The organism is Agromyces archimandritae (assembly GCF_018024495.1).
Taxonomy (GTDB): domain Bacteria; phylum Actinomycetota; class Actinomycetes; order Actinomycetales; family Microbacteriaceae; genus Agromyces; species Agromyces archimandritae.
In genome coordinates this window covers 3,380,757-3,398,822 of record NZ_CP071696.1, presented here as the reverse complement: position 1 = coordinate 3,398,822, position 18,066 = coordinate 3,380,757, and the positions used below count along the sequence as shown (strand labels likewise).

Here is an 18,066-nt window from a genome sequence, read left to right as displayed (position 1 = left end):
ACGCCGGGCGGGGACCGGCCCCACCGACAGGCGTAACACGCTCTACAAGGCGGCGACTTGCTCGCCGCCGAACCCGGCCATCCACCCGACCCGACCGCGGCACGCCGGGCAGGGACCGGCCCCACCGACACCCGTAACACGCTCCACAAGGCGGCGACTTGCTCGCCGCCGATCCCGGCCATCCACCCGAGCCAACCGCGGCACGCCGGGCAGGGACCGGCGTGCAATCCAGCTCAGAACGGCAGCAGCGGGTCCACGCCGACGGCGAGGAAGATGAGGGAGAGGAAGACGATCGAGCCGTGGAAGACGCGCATGGGCGAGACGTCGGCGTGGCGGATGGCCCGGTTGTAGAGGCGGTGGGTCTCGTAGATGAACCAGCCGCCGACGCCGATCGCGACGGCGGTGTAGGTCAGGCCCATGCCGGCGACGGGGATGAGGATGAGGGAGCTGGCGACCATCGCCCAGCCGTAGAGGATGACCTGCAGGCCGACCTGTGCGCGGCCGCGGACGACGGCGAGCATGGGGACGCCTGCGGCGGCGTAGTCTTCGCGGTATTTCATGGACAGCGGCCAGTAGTGCGGGGGTGTCCAGAGGAAGATGATGAGGAAGAGGATGAAGGGCGCCCAGTCGAGGCTGCCGGTGACGGCGGCCCAGCCGATGAGCACGGGCATGCAGCCGGCGATGCCGCCCCAGATGATGTTCTGCGAGGTGCGGCGCTTCAGGATGAGCGTGTAGAAGACGACGTAGAGCAGGACGGCGGCGACCGAGAGCGCGGTGGCGAGCCAGTTGGTGAAGACGGCGAACCAGACGGTGGAGACGACGGCGAGGGTCCAGGAGAACACGAGCGCTTCGCGGTCGCTGAGTTCGCCGGTGACGAGGGGCCGCTTGCTGGTGCGCTTCATGACGCGGTCGATGTCGCGGTCGATATAGCAGTTGAACGAACCGGCGGCTCCTGCGCTGAGGTACCCGCCGATGAGGGTGGCGACGACGAGCCAGAGGTCCGGGATGCCGTCTGCGGCGAGGATCATGGCCGGCACCGTGACGACGAGCAGCAGCTCGACGACGCGCGGCTTGGTGAGCGAGACGTAGGCGGCGACCTTCCGCTTCCAGCCGATGCCGGCGGGCCTCGTGCGGATCTCCTCCACGGCGGTGTCCATCGAACCTCTTCCACGCAGACGCATGCGCGACCGGAGACGGCGCGCACCCCTCCGATTCTACGGCCTCTCCGGGGCGCCGGCGGCCTCACCGTCCATCGCGTCCCTCGTGAGCGTCACGCAATATCGGCGGCATATCCGAATCCCTATACTGAGGGTGCGCGCACGGTGGCGTGGGGATCCGGCCCGAGAACGCCGGAATGACGCATCGTCGGCGTGACCCGAACGCTCGACGCATCCGGGATCTTCCGGGTGCTCGGCGCCGTCACGATCGGAAGGATCAGCTCCAAAGTGTCAACACTGCAGTGGGAACCCATCGACGACCGGGCGGTCGATACGGCGCGCGTGCTCGCGGCCGACGCGGTCGAGAAGGTGGGCAACGGGCATCCGGGCACCGCGATGAGCCTCGCCCCGGCCGCCTATCTCCTCTTCCAGAAGGTCATGCGCCGCGACCCCGCCGATCATGGGTGGCTCGGGCGCGACCGGTTCATCCTGTCGGCCGGCCATTCCTCCCTCACCCAGTACGTGCAGTTGTACTACGCGGGCGACGGACTCGAGCTCGAGGATCTGCAGGCGCTGCGCACCTGGGGCTCGAAGACGCCGGGCCACCCTGAATACGGTCATACGGCCGGTGTCGAGATCACCACGGGTCCGCTCGGCCAGGGCCTGGCCTCGGCCGTCGGCTTCGCGTACGCGTCGCGCTACGAGCGCGGCCTCTTCGACCCGGAGGCTCCGGCCGGCGACAGCCCCTTCGACCACTTCGTCTATGTGATCGCCAGCGACGGCGACCTGCAGGAGGGCGTGACGAGCGAGGCGTCCTCGCTCGCGGGCCACCAGGGGCTCGGCAACCTCGTCGTGATCTACGACGCGAACCAGATCTCGATCGAGGACGACACGAACGTCGCCTTCACCGAGAACGTCGCCGAACGCTACGAGGCGTACGGATGGCATGTGCAGACGGTCGACTGGAAGAAGACCGGGCAGTACGTCGAGGACGTCGCCGAGCTGCACCGGGCGATCGAGGCGGCCAAGGGCGAGCAGGCGAAGCCGTCGATCATCATCCTGAAGACGATCATCGGCTGGCCCTCCCCCGGCAAGCAGAACACGGGCAAGGTGCACGGTTCGGCTCTCGGAGCCGAGGAGCTCGCGGCGACGAAGCGTGCGCTCGGCTTCGACCCGGAGCAGCACTTCGCCGTCGCCGACGACGTCATCTCGCACACGCGCGGTGCCGTCGGGCGCGGTGCGGCCGCCCGCGAGGAGTGGCAGCGCGCCTTCGACGCCTGGGCGACTGCGAACCCGGAGCGCAAGGCGCTGTTGGACCGTCTCGAGGCCGGCGAGCTGCCGGCGGATATCGCTGAGGCGCTCCCCGTCTTCGAGTCCGGAACGGCCGTGTCGACACGGGCCGCCTCGGGCAAGGTGATCAACGCCCTCGCCGAGCGTCTGCCGGAGCTGTGGGGCGGATCGGCCGACCTGGCCGAGTCGAACCTCACGACCATCAAGGGCGCGTCCTCGTTCAACCCGCCCGAGTGGTCGACGCACGAGTTCAGCGGCGACCCGTACGGCCGGGTGCTGCACTTCGGCATCCGCGAGCACGCGATGGCCTCGATCCTGAACGGGATCGTGCTGCACGGCCCGACGCGCGCGTTCGGCGGCACGTTCCTCATCTTCAGCGACTACATGCGCCCTGCGGTGCGGCTGGCCGCGCTCATGCAGGTGCCCTCGATCTTCGTCTGGACGCACGACTCCGTCGCGCTCGGCGAGGACGGCCCGACGCATCAGCCGATCGAGCAGCTCACGGCGCTCCGCGCGATCCCGGGCATGACGGTCGTCCGTCCGGCCGACGCGAACGAGACGGCCGCGGCCTGGCTCGAGATCCTGAAGCGTCGCGGCGGGCCGACGGGCATCGCGCTCACGCGTCAGAACGTGCCCGTGTTCGAACGCGGCGACGGGGAGGCTTCGGGCGACGCCCTGGCATCCGCCGCCGGCGTCGCCAAGGGCGCGTACGTGCTCGCCGAGGCGCCGGGCGGGACGCCCGATGTCATCCTCATGGCGACGGGATCCGAGGTCCAGCTGGCGGTCGCCGCGCGCGAAGCGCTCGCCGCCGACGGGATCAACGCACGCGTCGTTTCGGCACCCTCGCTCGAGTGGTTCGAGGAGCAGCCTGCCGAGTACCGCGAGCAGGTGCTGCCGGCATCCGTCATGGCGCGCGTATCGGTCGAGGCCGGCATCGCGCTCGGATGGCGACCCTACATCGGCGACCGCGGCCGTGCCGTGTCGATCGAGCACTTCGGTGCGAGCGCCGACTACCAGACCCTGTTCCGCGAGTTCGGGATCACGGCCGAGGCCGTGGTCGAGGCCGCGAAGGCATCGCTCGCCGCGTGACGGGCGAGAAGGAGAAATGATCGCAATGTCCACCACTCCCACCGCCCGCCTCTCCGAGGCCGGCGTGAGCATCTGGCTCGACGACCTCTCGCGCTCCCGCATCGAGTCGGGCGATCTCGAGCGACTCATCCGCGAACGCGACGTCGTCGGCGTCACCACGAACCCGACGATCTTCGCCGGGGCCCTCGCGAAGGGCGACGGCTACACGGGTCAGCTGGCCGCTTTGGCGGCTTCGGGTGCGGATGCCGAACAGGCCGTGTTCGACATCACCACCGACGATGTGCGCAACGCCGCCGGCGTCTTCGCGCCGGTGTACGAGTCGACCGACGGCTACGACGGTCGCGTTTCGATCGAGGTCTCCCCCGTGCTGGCGCACGATGCGGCCGGTACGATCGCCCAGGCCGAGGAGCTCTGGGCGAAAGTCGACCGTCCGAACGCGATGATCAAGATCCCGGCGACCGTCGAGGGCCTCGAAGCCATCACGGCGTCGATCGCGAAGGGCATCAGCGTGAACGTGACGCTGATCTTCAGCCTCGAACGGCACCGTCAGGTCGTCGACGCGTATCTCACCGGTCTCGAGCAGGCGAAGGCCGCCGGCCTCGACCTGTCGCAGATCCACTCGGTGGCGTCGTTCTTCGTCTCGCGCGTCGACACGGAGATCGACAAGCGCCTCGCCGCGATCGGCACCGAGGAGGCGCTCGCGCTGAAGTCGACGGGCGGCATCGCGAACGCGCGTCTGGCCTACGCCCTCTACCTGGACGAGTTCGCGAGCGAGCGTGCGAAGGCGCTCCTGGATGCGGGCGCGAAGCGGCAGCGGCCGCTGTGGGCGTCGACCGGGGTGAAGGATCCGGCCCTGCCCGACACCCTGTATGTGACGGAACTGGTCGCCCCCGGCGTCGTGAACACGATGCCCGAGAAGACCCTCGAGGCGACCTTCGACCACGCCGAGATCGCCGGCGACACCGTCACGGGTGCGGCCGCCGATGCGAAGGCGGCCCTCGACGCGCTCGCCGCGGTCGGCATCGACTACGACGACGTCACGGCACTGCTCGAACGGGAGGGCGTCGACAAGTTCATCGTGTCGTGGAACGAACTCCTCGACACGGTCCGCGGAGCGCTGGAGGCCGCCCGATGAGCGTCGGCATCGTCGTCGGCGGCGCCGCCGCGGAGGCCGTGGAGCGGGCCGTTCCCGGCCTCGTCGAGGCCCGCATCGCGAGTCGGATCGCCGCGAAGGACGCGACCCTGTGGGGGCCGGCCGCGGAGGCCGAGGCCGCGATCCGGCTGGGATGGACGGAGGCGGTCGCCGTCTCGCGTCCGCTCGTGCCCGAGATCCTCGCGCTGCGCGAAGAGCTGGCCGCACGCGGTGTGACGCGCATCGTCCTGGCCGGCATGGGCGGTTCGTCGCTCGCTCCCGAGGTCATCACCCGCACGGCCGGCGTCGAGCTCACCGTCCTCGACTCCACCGAACCCGGCCAGGTGCGCGCCGCCCTCGACGACCGGCTCGACCGGACGGCCCTCGTCGTGTCGTCGAAGTCCGGCTCCACGGTCGAGACGGACAGCCAGCGGCGCGTGTTCGAGCAGGCGTTCCGGGACGCCGGCATCGACCCGGCCGAACGGATCGTCATCGTCACCGATCCGGGCTCTCCGCTCGACGCCTCGGCCCGCGAAGCCGGCTACCGCGTGTTCAACGCCGATCCGAACGTCGGCGGCCGCTATTCGGCGCTCACCGCCTTCGGGCTCGTCCCCTCCGGCCTTGCGGGTGTGGATCTCGGTGCCCTCCTCGACGAGGCCGATGCGGTGGCCGGGGTGCTCGCGAGCGACGACCCGGCGAACCCCGGCCTCGTGCTCGGCGCCGCGATCGCCGCGACCGAGCCGCGCCGCGACAAGCTCGGCATCGTCGCCGACGGCACCGCCATCGCCGGCTTCGGAGACTGGGCCGAGCAGCTCATCGCCGAGTCGACGGGCAAGCAGGGCACGGGCGTCCTCCCCGTCGTGCTCGAGCCGGATGCGCCCGAGCTCGCCGCTGGTTTGCCGGATCTGCAGCTCGTGCGCCTCGTCGCCGACGCTGGCGAGGTGCCCGTCGCCGAGGTCGACGAGATTCGCATTTCGGGCCCGCTCGGCGCGCAGTTCTTCGTCTGGGAGGTCGCCACGGCCGTCGCCGGCGTGCTGCTCGGGATCGACCCGTTCGACCAGCCCGACGTGGAGGCCGCCAAGGCCGCGGCCCGCGAACTGCTCGACGCGCAGCCCGCTCCCTCGCCGGCGGCCTTCGTCGCCGACGGCGTCGAGGTGCGCGGAACCCCGGAGGTCATCGGGGCCGCGAGCGATCTCGCCTCGGCCATCGACGTGCTGCTCGAGGAGCTGCCCGGCGACGGATACCTCGCGGTCCAGGCCTACGTCGACCGCGTGGCATTCCCCGAGCTCGTCGGGCTGCGCGCGAAGCTCGCCGCCCGCGCCGGGCGCCCCGTCACCTTCGGGTGGGGGCCGCGATTCCTGCACTCGACGGGCCAGTACCACAAGGGCGGTCCGGCGAACGGGGTGTTCCTGCAGATCACGCAGCATGCCGCCGTGGATCTCGAGATCCCCGGTCGTCCGTTCGGCTTCGGGCGCCTCATCGCCGCGCAGGCATCCGGTGACGCCGGCGTCCTGGCCGCGCACGGGCGCCCCGTGCTGACGCTCACCCTCACCGATCCCTCCGCGGACCTCGCGGCGCTGTTCGATGCGATCGACTGAGCGCCTGGCCCCCACGCATCCGGTCGATATCGGGCCGGGGCGGAACCCGCTGCGGTCTCCGAAGGACTACCGGCTGAACCGTATCGCCGGCCCGTCCAGCCTCATCATCTTCGGGGTGACGGGTGACCTGTCGCGCAAGAAGCTCATGCCGGCCGTCTACGATCTCGCCAACCGCGGGTTGCTGCCGCCCGGCTTCGCGCTCGTCGGGTTCGCCCGTCGCGACTGGGCCGATCAGGACTTCGAGCGCGTCGTGCACGACTCGGTCAAGAAGTATGCGCGCACCGAGTTCCGCGAAGACGTGTGGAAGCAGCTCTCGCGCGGCATCCGCTTCGTCCCGGGCACCTTCCAGGACGACGAGGCCTTCGACCGGTTGCGCCGCGTCGTCGAAGACCTCGACCGGGAACGCGGCACGATGGGCAACCATGCGTTCTACCTGTCGATCCCGCCGAATTCGTTCCCGATCGTCACCGAGCAGCTGCGCCGTTCCGGCTTGACCGAGCAGCGCGACGGCCAGTGGCGCCGCGTCGTCATCGAGAAGCCGTTCGGGCACGATCTCGAGTCGGCCCGGCAGCTGAACGACGTCGTGGCGAGCGTCTTCCCGCCGGATGCGGTGTTCCGCATCGACCACTACCTCGGCAAGGAGACGGTCCAGAACATCCTGGCGCTGCGCTTCGCGAACCAGCTCTACGAACCGATCTGGAACGCGAACTACGTCGACCACGTCCAGATCACGATGGCCGAGGACATCGGCGTCGGCGGCCGCGCCGGCTATTACGACGGCATCGGAGCGGCACGGGACGTCATCCAGAACCATCTGCTGCAGCTGCTGGCCCTCACGGCGATGGAGGAGCCGATCTCGTTCGAGGCGGCCGACCTCCGCGCCGAGAAGGAGAAGATCCTCGCCGCGGTGCGTCTGCCCGATGACCTCGCGACCGGCACGGCCCGCGGGCAGTATTCGGGCGGCTGGCAGGGCGGCGAACGCGTCATCGGCTTCCTCGAAGAGGAGGGGATGAACCCCGAATCCACGACCGAGACGTACGCGGCGATGAAGCTCGCCATCGGCACCCGCCGCTGGGCGGGCGTGCCGTTCTATCTGCGTGCCGGCAAGCGTCTCGGGCGCCGCGTGACCGAGATCGCCGTCGTCTTCAAACGCGCCCCGCAGCAGGTCTTCGCCGACAGCCAGACCTCCGAACTCGGCCAGAATGCGCTCGTGATCCGTGTCCAGCCCGACGAAGGCGTCACGATCCGATTCGGGTCGAAGGTGCCCGGTGCCGGGATGCAGGTGCGCGACGTGACCATGGACTTCGGCTACGGGCACGCGTTCACCGAGGCGAGCCCGGAGGCGTACGAGCGGCTGATCCTGGACGTCCTCCTCGGCGACCCGCCCCTCTTCCCGCGGCAGGAGGAGGTCGAGCTCTCGTGGAAGATCCTCGACCCCATCGAACGCTTCTGGGCGACGCAGGGGCCGCCCGAGCAGTATCGGCCCGGCACCTGGGGTCCGGCCTCGGCCGACGCCCTGCTCGAGCGAGACGGCCGCATCTGGAGGCGCCCATGATCATCGACCTGCCCGACACGACGACGAGCGCCATTTCGAAGTCGCTCGTGAAGATCCGCGAGGAGGGCGGCGTCGTCGCCCTCGGCCGCGTGCTCACGCTCGTCATCGCGACCGCCCCCGGCGGCGAGGAGGAGGCCATCGAGGCCGCGAACGACGCCTCGCGCGAGCACCCGATGCGGGTCATCGTCGTCTCGACCGAGCCCGGCACCGAGGACACCGCGATCCCGGCCCGCCTCGATGCGGAGATCCGCGTCGGCGGCGACGCGGGGGCCAGCGACGTCATCATCCTCCGGGCCTGCGGTGCGGCCGCACGCGACGAGGAGAGCCTCGTGATGGGTCTGCTGTTGCCGGACGCGCCCGTCGTCACCTGGTGGCCCGGGCTCGCCCCGCAGATCCCCGGGCGTTCCGCGCTCGGCCGCATCGCCCAGCGGCGCATCACCGACGCCTCCTCGCAGCCCGACCCGCAAGGGGCGCTGGCCTACCTGCAGGAGAGCTACCTGCCGGGCGACGCCGATTTCGCGTGGACCCGGCTGACGCTCTGGCGGGCGCAGCTGGCCGCTGTGCTCGACCAGCCGCCGTACGAGCCGGTCACGCACGTGCGGGTGACCGGTTCGGTCGACTCGCCGTCGACGACGCTGCTCGCGGCGTGGTTGCGGATGCAGCTCGGCGCCGAGACCGCGTACGAGCTCGCCCCGGCGGACGCCGAGCACCAGGGCATCCACGGCGTCGTCCTCGAACGCGCCTCGGGCCGGATCGAGCTCATCCGCGACCAGCCCGGCGTCGCACGCCTGCGTCAGCCCGGCCAGCCGGACCACGACGTCGCCCTCCCCCGTCGCAGTCTCCGCGATTGCCTCGCCGACGAGCTCCGGCGCCTCGACCCCGACGAGCTCTGGGGCGACGTCATCACGCAGGGCATCGACCTCATCGCACCGCCGGCGGATGCGGTGGTGCGCGCATGAGCGCCGACCGCCGCGTCGTCGTCCGCGCCGACAAGGCCGCCCTCGCCGAGGAGGTCGCCGCACGCTTCCTGCGGGTGCTGGCATCCGGCGACGGCCCGGTGCACGTCGCACTCACGGGCGGTTCCATGGGCGCCGCCGTGCTCGCAGCGGCCGCCGACCGGCCCGAGGCCGGAGAGGTCGACTGGGGGCGTGTGCACTTCTGGTGGGGCGACGAGCGCTGGCTGCCCGCCGGCGACGACGAGCGCAACGACGCCCAAGCGGATGCGGCGCTGCTCGACCGGGTGGATGCCGGCGGCATCCACCGCTTCCCGAGCACCGACTCGGGCCTCGGCCTCGATGAGGCGGCGGCAGCCTACACCGCGGAGCTCGCGGCGTTCGGCGACGCGGAGCATCCGTACCCGGCCTTCGACATCGCCTTCCTCGGGGTCGGCCCCGACGGGCACATCGCCTCCCTCTTCCCGCACCGGCTCGAGATCCGCGTCGAAGATCGGCCCGTCGTGGCCGTCCGCGACTCCCCGAAGCCGCCGCCCGAGCGGCTGAGCCTCACCCTGCCCGTGCTGAACGCATCCGAGCGCGTCTGGCTCGTCCTCGCCGGCGCCGACAAGGCCTGGGCGCTCGGTGCCGCCCTCTCCGGTTCCGACGAGACCCCGGCGGCGAGCGTCTTCGGGCGCGCGGAGACGGTGTTCTTCGCGGATGCGGCCGCGTCCACGGAGGTTCCCGAAGGCATCATCGCCGACGACTGACGGTCGCCAGACGAGAGAAGCGGGGCCGGACGATGTGTCCGGCCCCGCTTCCGTCGTGCGTGTCGCGCTACTTCGCGGCCGCCTGGCCTCGGCGTGCGCGCAGCTGCTGCAGCGCCTCGTCGAGGAGCTGGGCGGCTTCCTCGTCGCTGCGGCGTTCCTTCACATATGCGAGGTGCGTCTTGTAGGGCTCGAGCTTCGACAGCGACGGCGGATTGTCTTTGTCGCGCCCGGCCGGAAGCCCCGTCGTCGGCGAATCCACCGTCTCGGGGATCTCCTCGTCCGGAAGGTTCGCGGCGAAGTACCGGACGACCTCGTTGCCCTTCGCGTCCCAGTAGCTCACAGCGATACGGTCCGCGTGGAAGCCGCGATCCTGCTCGCCCATGGGCCCCGCTCCGACGCGCGATCCGCGGATCGCGCTGTTTCCTGATGCCATGCCGTTCCCCTCCGTCGGGTTGCAGTCGGATTCGGAAAGGTTCGAGCCTCAGACGTCGAACTTGGTGATGAGCCCGAGCACGATGATGCACACGACCCAGACCAGACCGAGGATCACGGTGATCCGGTTCAAGTTGCGTTCGGCCACTCCCGACGCGCCGAGGTTCGACGTCACCCCGCCGCCGAACATGTCGGACAGGCCGCCGCCGCGGCCCTTGTGCAGCAGGATGAGGAGCGTCAGCAGGAGGCTGGTGAGTCCGAGCAACACCTGCAGGACGACCGCGAGAATCTCCACGGGGATAACCCTTCCCGGCGCAGGACGACCTGCGCCGACTGTTGAGTATAGCGGGACGGCGCCCGGATCAGACGCCGACGTGCTTCTGGTAGCGCACGATGGACGAGAACTCCTCGATGTCGAGGCTCGCTCCGCCGACGAGTGCGCCGTCGACATCCGGTTCCCGCATGAACGCGGCGATGTTCGCCGCCTTCACCGACCCGCCGTAGAGGATGCGGGTACGTTCGGCGGCCTCCTCGCCGAGGACACGGGCGACGACGCCGCGGAGCGCGGCGGCGACCTGCCCGGCCTGCTCGGGGGTGGCCGCCTGGCCGGAGCCGATCGCCCAGACCGGCTCGTACGCGACGACGATCTCGGCATCGGACTTCAGACCCGACAGCGCCGCCTCGAGCTGGGCCGCCGGCACCGCGCTGGGGCCGTGCTCCTCGAGGTCCTCCGCCGTCTCGCCCACGCAGATGACGGGCACGAGGCGGTGCTTGACGGCCGCCAGCGCCTTCGCGCCGACGACCTCGTCCGTCTCGCCGTGGTAGCTTCGGCGCTCCGAATGCCCGACGATCACGTAGCGGCAGTCGAGCTGGGCGAGGAACGCGCCGGAGACCTCGCCCGTGTAGGCGCCGGCGTCATGCCGCGACACGTCCTGCGCGCCGTACCCGAGGGCGAGCTTGTCGGCCGAAACGAGGGTCTGCACCGAGCGGAGGTCGGTGAACGGGGGGAAGACCGCCACCTCGACCGCGCCGAAGTCGTGCTTGGCGTCCGAGAGGCTCCAGGCGAGCTTCTGCACGAACGCGATCGACTGCAGGTGGTCGAGGTTCATCTTCCAGTTGCCCGCGATGAACGGGGTGCGCTTCACTGCCATCCGAGGACCTCCAGTCCGGGGAGCTTCTTGCCTTCGAGGAACTCGAGGCTCGCGCCCCCGCCCGTCGAGATGTGTCCGAATTGCGCGTCGTCGAAGCCGAGCTGCCGCACGGCCGCCGCCGAGTCGCCTCCGCCGACGACGCTGAGCCCGTCGACCTCGGTGAGGGCTTCGGCCACGGCCTTCGTGCCGGCCGCGAACGGTGCGAGCTCGAACACCCCCATGGGGCCGTTCCAGAAGACCGTCTTCGAGTCCCGGATGCGTGCGGCGAAGTCGGCCGCGGTCGCCGGGCCGATGTCGAGGCCGAGTCCGGACGCGCCGAAGGGCGTCTCCTCGATCGCATCGGCGGCGGTGACGACGTGCTCCGCGTCGGCGGAGAACGCACTCGCCACGACGGCGTCGCTCGGCAGCACGAGCTCGACGCCTCGAGCCTTCGCCTCTGCCAGGTAGCCGCGGACGGTATCCAGCTGATCCGCCTCGAGGAGGCTCGAGCCGACCTTCGCGCCCTCCGCCGCGAGGAAGGTGAACATCATCCCGCCGCCGATCAGGAGCGTGTCCACGCGGGGCAGCAGGTGGGCGATGACGCCGAGCTTGTCGGAGACCTTGGATCCGCCGAGGACGACCGTGTACGGCCGCTCCGGGCGCTCGGTGAGGCGATCGAGGACGCCGAGCTCGGCCTCGATGAGGAGGCCGGCAGCGCTCGGGCGCAGCCGCTCGAGGTCGTAGACGCTCGCCTGCTTGCGGTGGACGACGCCGAAGCCGTCCGAGACGACCGCGTCGGCGAACGCGGCGAGCCGCTCGGCGAACGCGGAACGTTCCGCGTCGTCCTTCGAGGTCTCCCCCGGGTTGAAGCGGAGGTTCTCGAGCACGGCGATCTCGCCGTCGCCGAGCGCCCCGACCTTGGCCGCGGCATCCTCGCCCACCGTGTCGGCGGCGAAGACGACGGGGCGGCCGAGCAGCTCGCCGAGGCGCCGCGCGACGGGTTCGAGACTGTACTTCGCCTCGGGCACCCCGGCGGGCCGGCCGAGGTGGGAGATCACGACCACCCGCGCGCCCTGTTCGAGGAGGCGGGTGAGGGTCGGCACCGAGGCCCGCACACGGCCGTCGTCCGTGATGATCCCGTCCTGCAAGGGGACGTTCAGATCACAACGGACGACGACGCGTCTGCCGGCGAGCGGACCGAGGGAGTCGATCGTTCGCAGGGTCATGTTTTCCGTTCAGAGGCGTTCAGCCACGTATTCCGCGAGGTCCACGAGGCGGTTGGAATAGCCCCACTCGTTGTCGTACCAGGCGGATACCTTCACCTGGTCGCCGATGACGCGCACCAGGCCCGCGTCGAAGATGGCGGAGTGGGGGTCGGTGACGATGTCGCTCGAGACGATCTCGTCCTCCGTGTACTTCAGGATGCCCGCGAGAGGGCCCTCGGCGGCCGCCCGGTAGGCCGCCTTGATCTCCTCGACCCCGACGGGCGTACCCGTCGTGACCGTGAGGTCGGTGATGGATCCCGTCGGCACGGGCACGCGAAGGGCGTAGCCGTCGAGCTTGCCGATGAGCTCCGGCAGGACGAGTCCGATCGCCTTGGCCGCGCCCGTCGAGGTGGGCACGATGTTGATCGCCGCCGCGCGGGCGCGACGGAGATCACGGTGCGGGCCGTCCTCCAGGTTCTGATCCGCCGTATAGGCGTGCACGGTCGTCATGAGCCCGCGCTCGATGCCGAAGGCGTCGTTGAACACCTTCGCGAGCGGTGCGAGGCAGTTCGTCGTGCACGAGGCGTTCGAGATGATGTGATGGGCCGCCGGATCGTACGTCTGCTCGTTGACGCCCATCACGAAGGTCGCATCCGAGCCCTTGCCGGGCGCCGAGATGATGACCTTCTTCGCGCCGGCCTCGAGGTGCTTGCGGGCGTCCTCGGCCTTCGTGAAGTGACCCGTGGATTCGATCACGATGTCCACCCCGAGCTCGCCCCAGGGAAGACGCGCCGGATCCTTCTCCTCGAACGCCGCGATGACGGCGTCGCCGACCTTGATCTGCGTGCCGTCGTGCTCGACGGGTACCGGCAGTCGTCCGGTGATCGAATCGAACTCGAGCAGGTGCGCGAGGGTCCGGTTGTCGGTGAGGTCGTTGACCGCCGCGATCTCGAGCTCGCTGCCCATGGCGAGGGCTGCGCGCAGATAGTTGCGGCCGATCCGGCCGAAGCCGTTGATTCCGATCTTCACGGTCACGAGCATCTCCTGTTGACGAGCGCCCGAAGGGCGCGATGTGCAGAGGTGATACGGATCGGAGGGGGTCGCGTCCCCGGCAGCGCCGGGGACGCCGATTCCGCTTACGACAGTAGCAGCAGGCCCTGCGTCTTCGAACGGGCCACGTCGAAGCGCTGCTGCACGTTCGCCCAGTTCGCGATCGTCCAGAACGCCTTCACGTAGTCGGCGCGCACGTTCTTGTAGTCGAGGTAGTAGGCGTGCTCCCAGACGTCGAGCATGAGCAGCGGCACGATACCGGCCGGCAGGTTGCCCTGCTGGTCAAAGAACTGCACGATGATCAGGCGTTCTCCGATCGAGTCCCAGGCGAGGACCGCCCAGCCGGAGCCCTGCACGCCGAGCGCGGTGGCGGTGAAGTGCGCCTGGAACTTGTCGAAGGAGCCGAACTGCTCGTCGATCGCGCTCGCGAGCTCGCCCGTGGGCTTGTCGCCGCCGTCCGGTGAGAGGTTCGTCCAGAAGATCGAGTGGTTGACGTGGCCACCGAGGTTGAAGGCGAGGTCCTTCTCGAGCTTGTTGACATTGGCGAGGTTGCCGCTTTCGCGCGCCTCGGCGAGCTGGGCGAGCGCCGTGTTCGCACCGGTGACATAGGCCTGGTGATGCTTGGAGTGGTGCAACTCCATGATCGTGCCGCTGATCGCGGGCTCGAGGGCCGCGTAATCGTAGGTGAGTTCGGGCAGGGTGTAGTCAGCCATTGCTTCTCCTTGTCAGGTCCGGGCGCCCGGTTCGCTGCCTGACGCCACGCGACGATTTCGAGTCTATGCCCGTTCCGGGCGGTGTGCTCCGGGTTGTGACGTTCGGCGGAACGAGGGAGCTCACACCGCGTCGAGGTCGGCCGGAAGGCTCGCCTCGGTGTCCGGGATGCCGAGATCCTCGGCCCGCTTGTCGGCCATGGCCAGCAGGCGCCGGATCCGCCCCGCGACCGCATCCTTCGTCATCGGCGGGTCGGCGTGATGGCCGAGTTCGTCCAGGCTCGCGTCTCGGTGGGCCAGACGCAGCTCGCCGGCGTAGCGGAGGTGCTCCGGGATGCCGTCGCCGAGGATCTCGAGGGCGCGCTCGACGCGCGCGCACGCCGCGACCGCGGCCTGTGCGGAGCGGCGCAGGTTCGCATCGTCGAAGTTCACGAGCCGGTTCGCCGTCGCACGCACCTCGCGGCGCTGCCTGAGCTCCTCCCAGTTGCGCACCGCCTCGTCGGCGCCGATCATCCGCAGCATGGCGCTGATCGCCTCGCCGTCGCGGATGACGACGCGGTGCACGCCGCGCACCTCGCGCGCCTTCGCCTGGATGCCGAGGCGCCCGGCGGCGCCCACGAGCGCCATCGCCGTCTCGTTGCCCGGGCAGGTGACCTCCAGCGCCGCGGAGCGGCCGGGATCCGTGAGGCTGCCGTGCGCGAGGAAGGCGCCGCGCCAGATCGCCGCGATCTCGGCCCTGCCGCCGGTCGTGAGTTTGTTCGGCAACCCCCGGACCGGCCGCCTGCGGGCATCCAGGAGCCCCGTCTGCCGGGCGAGCGTCTCGCCGCCGTCGAGGACGCGGACGAGGTAGTGCGTGCCGCGCCGGATCCCGGACGCGTTCACGACCGAGACATCGGGCCGCACCCCGTAGAGCTCGACGAGGTCGCGCGTGACGCGCTTGACGATGGCCGGCGAATCCAGCTCGGATTCGATCGCGATGCGGTTCGAGATGATGTGCAGGCCTCCCGAGAATCGCAGGACGGAAGCGAGTTCGGCGGCGCGCACGCTCGTCTTGCTCACCTCGACCCGTGCGAGTTCTTCCTTGACGTCGGCGGTCAATGCCACAACTGCTCCTGATCTGTTCGTTCCTGCACGGGCCGGTCGCTCATTCGCGCCCGAGATCCCGATGTCTCACGCTCACCGCGACGCCGGGGATGACCCCGATCCGGCGGCTGAGTTCCCTGACGATCGCGACCGAGCGGTGCTTGCCGCCCGTGCACCCCACGGCGATCGTCGCATGGCGCTTGTTCTCGCGCTGGTAGCCGGCGAGGACCGGCCGGAGTGCGGCCGTGTACGCGTCGAGGAACTCGCTCGCGCCCTCCTGCCCCAGCACGAAGTCGGCGACCTCGGCGTCCTCGCCGTTCAGCGCCCTGAGATCCGGAACCCAGAACGGGTTCGGCAGGAACCGTGCGTCGGCGACCAGGTCGGCGTCGGTCGGCAACCCGTACTTGAAACCGAAACTCAGCAGGGTCACCTTCACGCCGACCCCGTCGTCTTCGGCGAAGCCTGCCGCGATGCGGTTGGCGAGTTGATGGATGTTCAGCTCGCTCGTGTCGATGAGGATGTCGCTGGAGGACCGCAACGCGGCCAGGCGCTCGCGCTCGGCGCGGAGGCCGTCGAGCAGCGTGCCCGTGCCCTGCAGCGGATGCGGGCGCCGAACGGACTCGAAGCGTCGCACGAGGGCGTCGTCGGAGGCGTCGAGGAACATGAGCCGCACGTTCGCCTGATCGCGCAGACCCGCCATGAGCTGTTCGAGCTCGGAGAACAGGGAGCCTCCGCGGATGTCGACGACCGCGGCGATCTTCGGGATCGAGGTGCCGGCGCGGGTGACGAGTTCGACGAGGGGCATCAGCATCTGCGGCGGCAGGTTGTCGACGACGTACCAGCCGAGATCCTCGAGGGCGTTGCCCACCGTCGAACGCCCGGCCCCCGACATCCCGGTGACGATCAGGATCTCCTGCTCGGGTTCCTCGCCCATCCGTTCGCCTCCCCCGTTCATCGCCCCCAAGCTTATCCGGGCACGGGTGCGGAATCGGCGTGCAGACGCGCGTGGATCACCTTCGCCAGCGAAGGGCCGATGCCCTTGACCTCCTGGATCTCCTCGGGCGTTGCCAGTTTCAGCCTCGCGACGGATCCGAAATGCCGCAGCAGCTGCTTCACCCGTGCCGGGCCGAGCCCCGGGATTTCGGAGAGCACGCTCGTGATGTCGCGCTTGCGACGCTGGCGCTGATGGGTGATCGCGAAGCGGTGGGCCTCGTCGCGGACCCGCTGGAAGAGGAAGAGCGCCTCGCTGTTGCGCGGGAGGATGACCGGGAAGTCGGCGTCGGGCGTCCAGATCTCCTCGAGGCGCTTGGCGATGCCGCAGAGGTAGATCCCCTCGACGCCGGACGCCTCAAGCGCCCGCTTCGCGGCGGCGACCTGGGGTTGCCCGCCGTCGACGATCAGGAGGTTCGGGCGGTAGGCGAACTTCTTGCGGGACGCCGGCACGACGGGCTCGTCCGCGGTGACCGCGACCGGATTCCCGTCGGCGACGGCCTCCGCGACGGCCTCGCTCGGCACATCCCGGTCGGCGGCCTGCGCATCCGTTCCGGGGGCCAGATAGGCGAGCCGGCGGGTCAGCACCTGTCGGATGGACTCCGTGTCGTCGGTGGACTGCGGGATCGTGAACCGCCGGTACTCGTCCTTGCGGGGCAGACCGTCTTCGAAGACGACCATCGATGCCACGATGTTCGTGCCCGAGAGGTGCGAGACGTCGTAGCACTCGATGCGCAAGGGGGCGTCGGCCATGCCGAGGGCTTCCTGGATGTCTTCGAGCGCCTTCGAGCGTGCCGTGAAGTCGGCGCTGCGCCTGGTCTTGTAGAGCATGAGCGAATGCTTCGCGTTCTGCGTGGCCGTCTCCAGCAGCGCGGCCTTCTCGCCGCGCTTGGCCTGCCGCAGCCGCACCTTCCGCCTCGAGTATCCGCCGAGCCAGTCCTGCAGCGTCTCGACGTCGTCGGGCAGCTCGGGCACGATGATCTCGTGCGGCGGATGCACGTCCTCTCCGTAGACGTTCTGGACGACCGACTCGACGAGCTCGCCGAACGAGACGTCGAGCTCCTTGTCGACCGTCCAGCTGCGGACGCCGCGGATGCGGCCGCCGCGCACGACGAACTGCTGGACGGCGGCGGCGAGCTCGTCGTGCTCGATGCCGAAGACATCCGCGTCGACCGAGTCGGAGAGCACCACCGCGCTCTTCTCGAAGAACGACCTGGCCGCCTGCAGCTGGTCGCGCCGGCGTGCAGCGGTCTCGTAGTCCTGCACGGCGGCGGCGGTCTTCATCTGCCGTTCGAGCTCGCCGATGATGCGGCGGTCCTGATTCTGCATGAACTGCACGAAGCGGTCGACGTTCGCGCGGTGCTCCTCGATCGTGACCCGCCCGGAGCACGGCCCGAAGCAGCGCCCGATCTGCCCGGCGAAGCACGGCTTTCCGCTGGCCATCGCCCGCTTGTAGTCGCTGTCTTTGCAGGTGCGGATCGGGAAGAGCTTGAGCAGGATCTCGAGGGTGTCGTTGACGGCCCAGACCTTCGGGTACGGACCGAAATACCGAGCACCCGGAATGCCCCGCTTGCGCGTCACGATCGCCCGCGGGGCTTCGTCGGCGAGGGTCACGGCGAGGTACGGGTAGGACTTGTCGTCCTTGAACTGGACGTTGAACGGCGGATCGAACTCCTTGATCCACGTGTACTCGAGCTGCAGCGCCTCGACCTCGCTGCCGACGACGGTCCACTCCACCGAGGCGGCCGTCGTCACCATGCGACGGGTGCGCTCGTGCAGGTTGCGGAGCGGCGCGAAGTAGTTGCTGAGCCGTGCCCGGAGGTTCTTCGCCTTGCCGACGTAGAGCACGCGACGGTGCTCGTCGCGGAAGCGGTACACGCCCGGTGAGGTCGGGATCTCGCCCGCCTTCGGACGGTAGGCGACCGTGTCCTCGCGCATCGCCG

General features: G+C 70.0%; 16 protein-coding genes. 6 read left to right on the top strand and 10 right to left on the bottom strand.

The window, feature by feature from the left end; genetic code table 11:
- Positions 1-233 precede the first annotated feature (233 nt).
- Positions 234-1,157: a heme o synthase gene (locus tag G127AT_RS15690; RefSeq protein WP_210898483.1), complete on the bottom strand. Its 924-nt coding sequence runs from the start codon at positions 1,155-1,157 to the stop codon at positions 234-236.
- 288 nt (positions 1,158-1,445) lie between these two features.
- On the opposite strand from G127AT_RS15690, the gene tkt reads away from it, so the two are divergent.
- From tkt to pgl, 6 genes are read left to right on the top strand one after another with little or no spacing between them, the layout of a single operon-like run.
- Positions 1,446-3,536 (top strand): transketolase, encoded by a 2,091-nt coding sequence (gene tkt, locus G127AT_RS15685; protein ID WP_210902231.1) that lies wholly within the window; start codon positions 1,446-1,448, stop codon positions 3,534-3,536.
- A gap of 16 nt (positions 3,537-3,552) precedes the next feature.
- Complete coding sequence (gene tal, locus G127AT_RS15680; RefSeq protein WP_210898481.1) at positions 3,553-4,671, top strand: transaldolase; 1,119 nt, start codon at positions 3,553-3,555, stop codon at positions 4,669-4,671.
- Entirely contained in the window at positions 4,668-6,266 is a 1,599-nt protein-coding gene (locus G127AT_RS15675) for a glucose-6-phosphate isomerase (protein ID WP_210898480.1), read from the top strand. The genes tal and G127AT_RS15675 overlap by 4 nt, the downstream gene beginning before the upstream one ends.
- Entirely contained in the window at positions 6,253-7,821 is a 1,569-nt protein-coding gene (gene zwf / locus G127AT_RS15670) for a glucose-6-phosphate dehydrogenase (RefSeq protein ID WP_210898478.1), read from the top strand. The genes G127AT_RS15675 and zwf overlap by 14 nt, the downstream gene beginning before the upstream one ends.
- Positions 7,818-8,780 (top strand): glucose-6-phosphate dehydrogenase assembly protein OpcA, encoded by a 963-nt coding sequence (locus tag G127AT_RS15665; RefSeq protein ID WP_210898476.1) that lies wholly within the window; start codon positions 7,818-7,820, stop codon positions 8,778-8,780. The genes zwf and G127AT_RS15665 overlap by 4 nt, the downstream gene beginning before the upstream one ends.
- Entirely contained in the window at positions 8,777-9,523 is a 747-nt protein-coding gene (gene pgl, locus G127AT_RS15660; RefSeq protein ID WP_210898474.1) for a 6-phosphogluconolactonase, read from the top strand. The genes G127AT_RS15665 and pgl overlap by 4 nt, the downstream gene beginning before the upstream one ends.
- 67 nt (positions 9,524-9,590) lie before the next feature.
- Here pgl and G127AT_RS15655 read toward each other — a convergent pair whose 3' ends face one another.
- The 9 genes from G127AT_RS15655 to uvrC all read right to left on the bottom strand — a co-directional run bounded on the left by G127AT_RS15655 (position 9,591) and on the right by uvrC (position 18,061).
- Positions 9,591-9,956, bottom strand: a complete 366-nt coding sequence (locus tag G127AT_RS15655; protein ID WP_210898472.1) for an RNA polymerase-binding protein RbpA — start codon at positions 9,954-9,956, stop codon at positions 9,591-9,593.
- Positions 9,957-10,004: 48 nt separating this feature from the next.
- Positions 10,005-10,250 carry a preprotein translocase subunit SecG gene (secG, locus tag G127AT_RS15650; RefSeq protein ID WP_210898470.1) on the bottom strand — a complete coding sequence of 82 codons (246 nt, stop codon included), beginning with the start codon at positions 10,248-10,250 and terminating at the stop codon, positions 10,005-10,007.
- Between the two features lie 67 nt (positions 10,251-10,317).
- Complete coding sequence (gene tpiA, locus G127AT_RS15645) at positions 10,318-11,106, bottom strand: triose-phosphate isomerase (protein WP_210898468.1); 789 nt, start codon at positions 11,104-11,106, stop codon at positions 10,318-10,320.
- The gene (locus tag G127AT_RS15640) at positions 11,097-12,311 is read right to left on the bottom strand and encodes a phosphoglycerate kinase (protein WP_210898466.1); all 1,215 of its coding nucleotides are present in this window, start codon (positions 12,309-12,311) and stop codon (positions 11,097-11,099) included. The genes tpiA and G127AT_RS15640 overlap by 10 nt, the downstream gene beginning before the upstream one ends.
- A gap of 9 nt (positions 12,312-12,320) precedes the next feature.
- Positions 12,321-13,325, bottom strand: coding sequence for a type I glyceraldehyde-3-phosphate dehydrogenase (gene gap / locus G127AT_RS15635; protein ID WP_210898465.1), 1,005 nt, complete (start codon positions 13,323-13,325; stop codon positions 12,321-12,323).
- A 101-nt stretch (positions 13,326-13,426) separates the two neighbouring features.
- Positions 13,427-14,053, bottom strand: coding sequence for a superoxide dismutase (locus G127AT_RS15630; protein WP_210898464.1), 627 nt, complete (start codon positions 14,051-14,053; stop codon positions 13,427-13,429).
- A gap of 120 nt (positions 14,054-14,173) precedes the next feature.
- Complete coding sequence (gene whiA, locus G127AT_RS15625; RefSeq protein WP_210898461.1) at positions 14,174-15,154, bottom strand: DNA-binding protein WhiA; 981 nt, start codon at positions 15,152-15,154, stop codon at positions 14,174-14,176.
- A 40-nt stretch (positions 15,155-15,194) separates the two neighbouring features.
- Positions 15,195-16,088, bottom strand: a complete 894-nt coding sequence (gene rapZ, locus G127AT_RS15620) for an RNase adapter RapZ (RefSeq protein WP_244857628.1) — start codon at positions 16,086-16,088, stop codon at positions 15,195-15,197.
- An 11-nt stretch (positions 16,089-16,099) separates the two neighbouring features.
- Positions 16,100-18,061, bottom strand: coding sequence for an excinuclease ABC subunit UvrC (gene uvrC / locus G127AT_RS15615; RefSeq protein WP_210898460.1), 1,962 nt, complete (start codon positions 18,059-18,061; stop codon positions 16,100-16,102).
- Positions 18,062-18,066 lie beyond the last annotated feature (5 nt).

Coding starts and splice junctions, on each gene's coding strand:
- G127AT_RS15690 (WP_210898483.1), bottom strand. CDS start 1,157: ATGGACACCGCCGTGGAGGAGATCCGCACGAGGCCCGCCGGCATCGGC.
- tal (WP_210898481.1), top strand. CDS start 3,553: ATGATCGCAATGTCCACCACTCCCACCGCCCGCCTCTCCGAGGCCGGC.
- G127AT_RS15675 (WP_210898480.1), top strand. CDS start 4,668: ATGAGCGTCGGCATCGTCGTCGGCGGCGCCGCCGCGGAGGCCGTGGAG.
- zwf (WP_210898478.1), top strand. CDS start 6,253: ATGCGATCGACTGAGCGCCTGGCCCCCACGCATCCGGTCGATATCGGG.
- G127AT_RS15665 (WP_210898476.1), top strand. CDS start 7,818: ATGATCATCGACCTGCCCGACACGACGACGAGCGCCATTTCGAAGTCG.
- pgl (WP_210898474.1), top strand. CDS start 8,777: ATGAGCGCCGACCGCCGCGTCGTCGTCCGCGCCGACAAGGCCGCCCTC.
- G127AT_RS15655 (WP_210898472.1), bottom strand. CDS start 9,956: ATGGCATCAGGAAACAGCGCGATCCGCGGATCGCGCGTCGGAGCGGGG.
- tpiA (WP_210898468.1), bottom strand. CDS start 11,106: ATGGCAGTGAAGCGCACCCCGTTCATCGCGGGCAACTGGAAGATGAAC.
- G127AT_RS15640 (WP_210898466.1), bottom strand. CDS start 12,311: ATGACCCTGCGAACGATCGACTCCCTCGGTCCGCTCGCCGGCAGACGC.
- G127AT_RS15630 (WP_210898464.1), bottom strand. CDS start 14,053: ATGGCTGACTACACCCTGCCCGAACTCACCTACGATTACGCGGCCCTC.
- rapZ (WP_244857628.1), bottom strand. CDS start 16,088: ATGAACGGGGGAGGCGAACGGATGGGCGAGGAACCCGAGCAGGAGATC.
- uvrC (WP_210898460.1), bottom strand. CDS start 18,061: ATGCGCGAGGACACGGTCGCCTACCGTCCGAAGGCGGGCGAGATCCCG.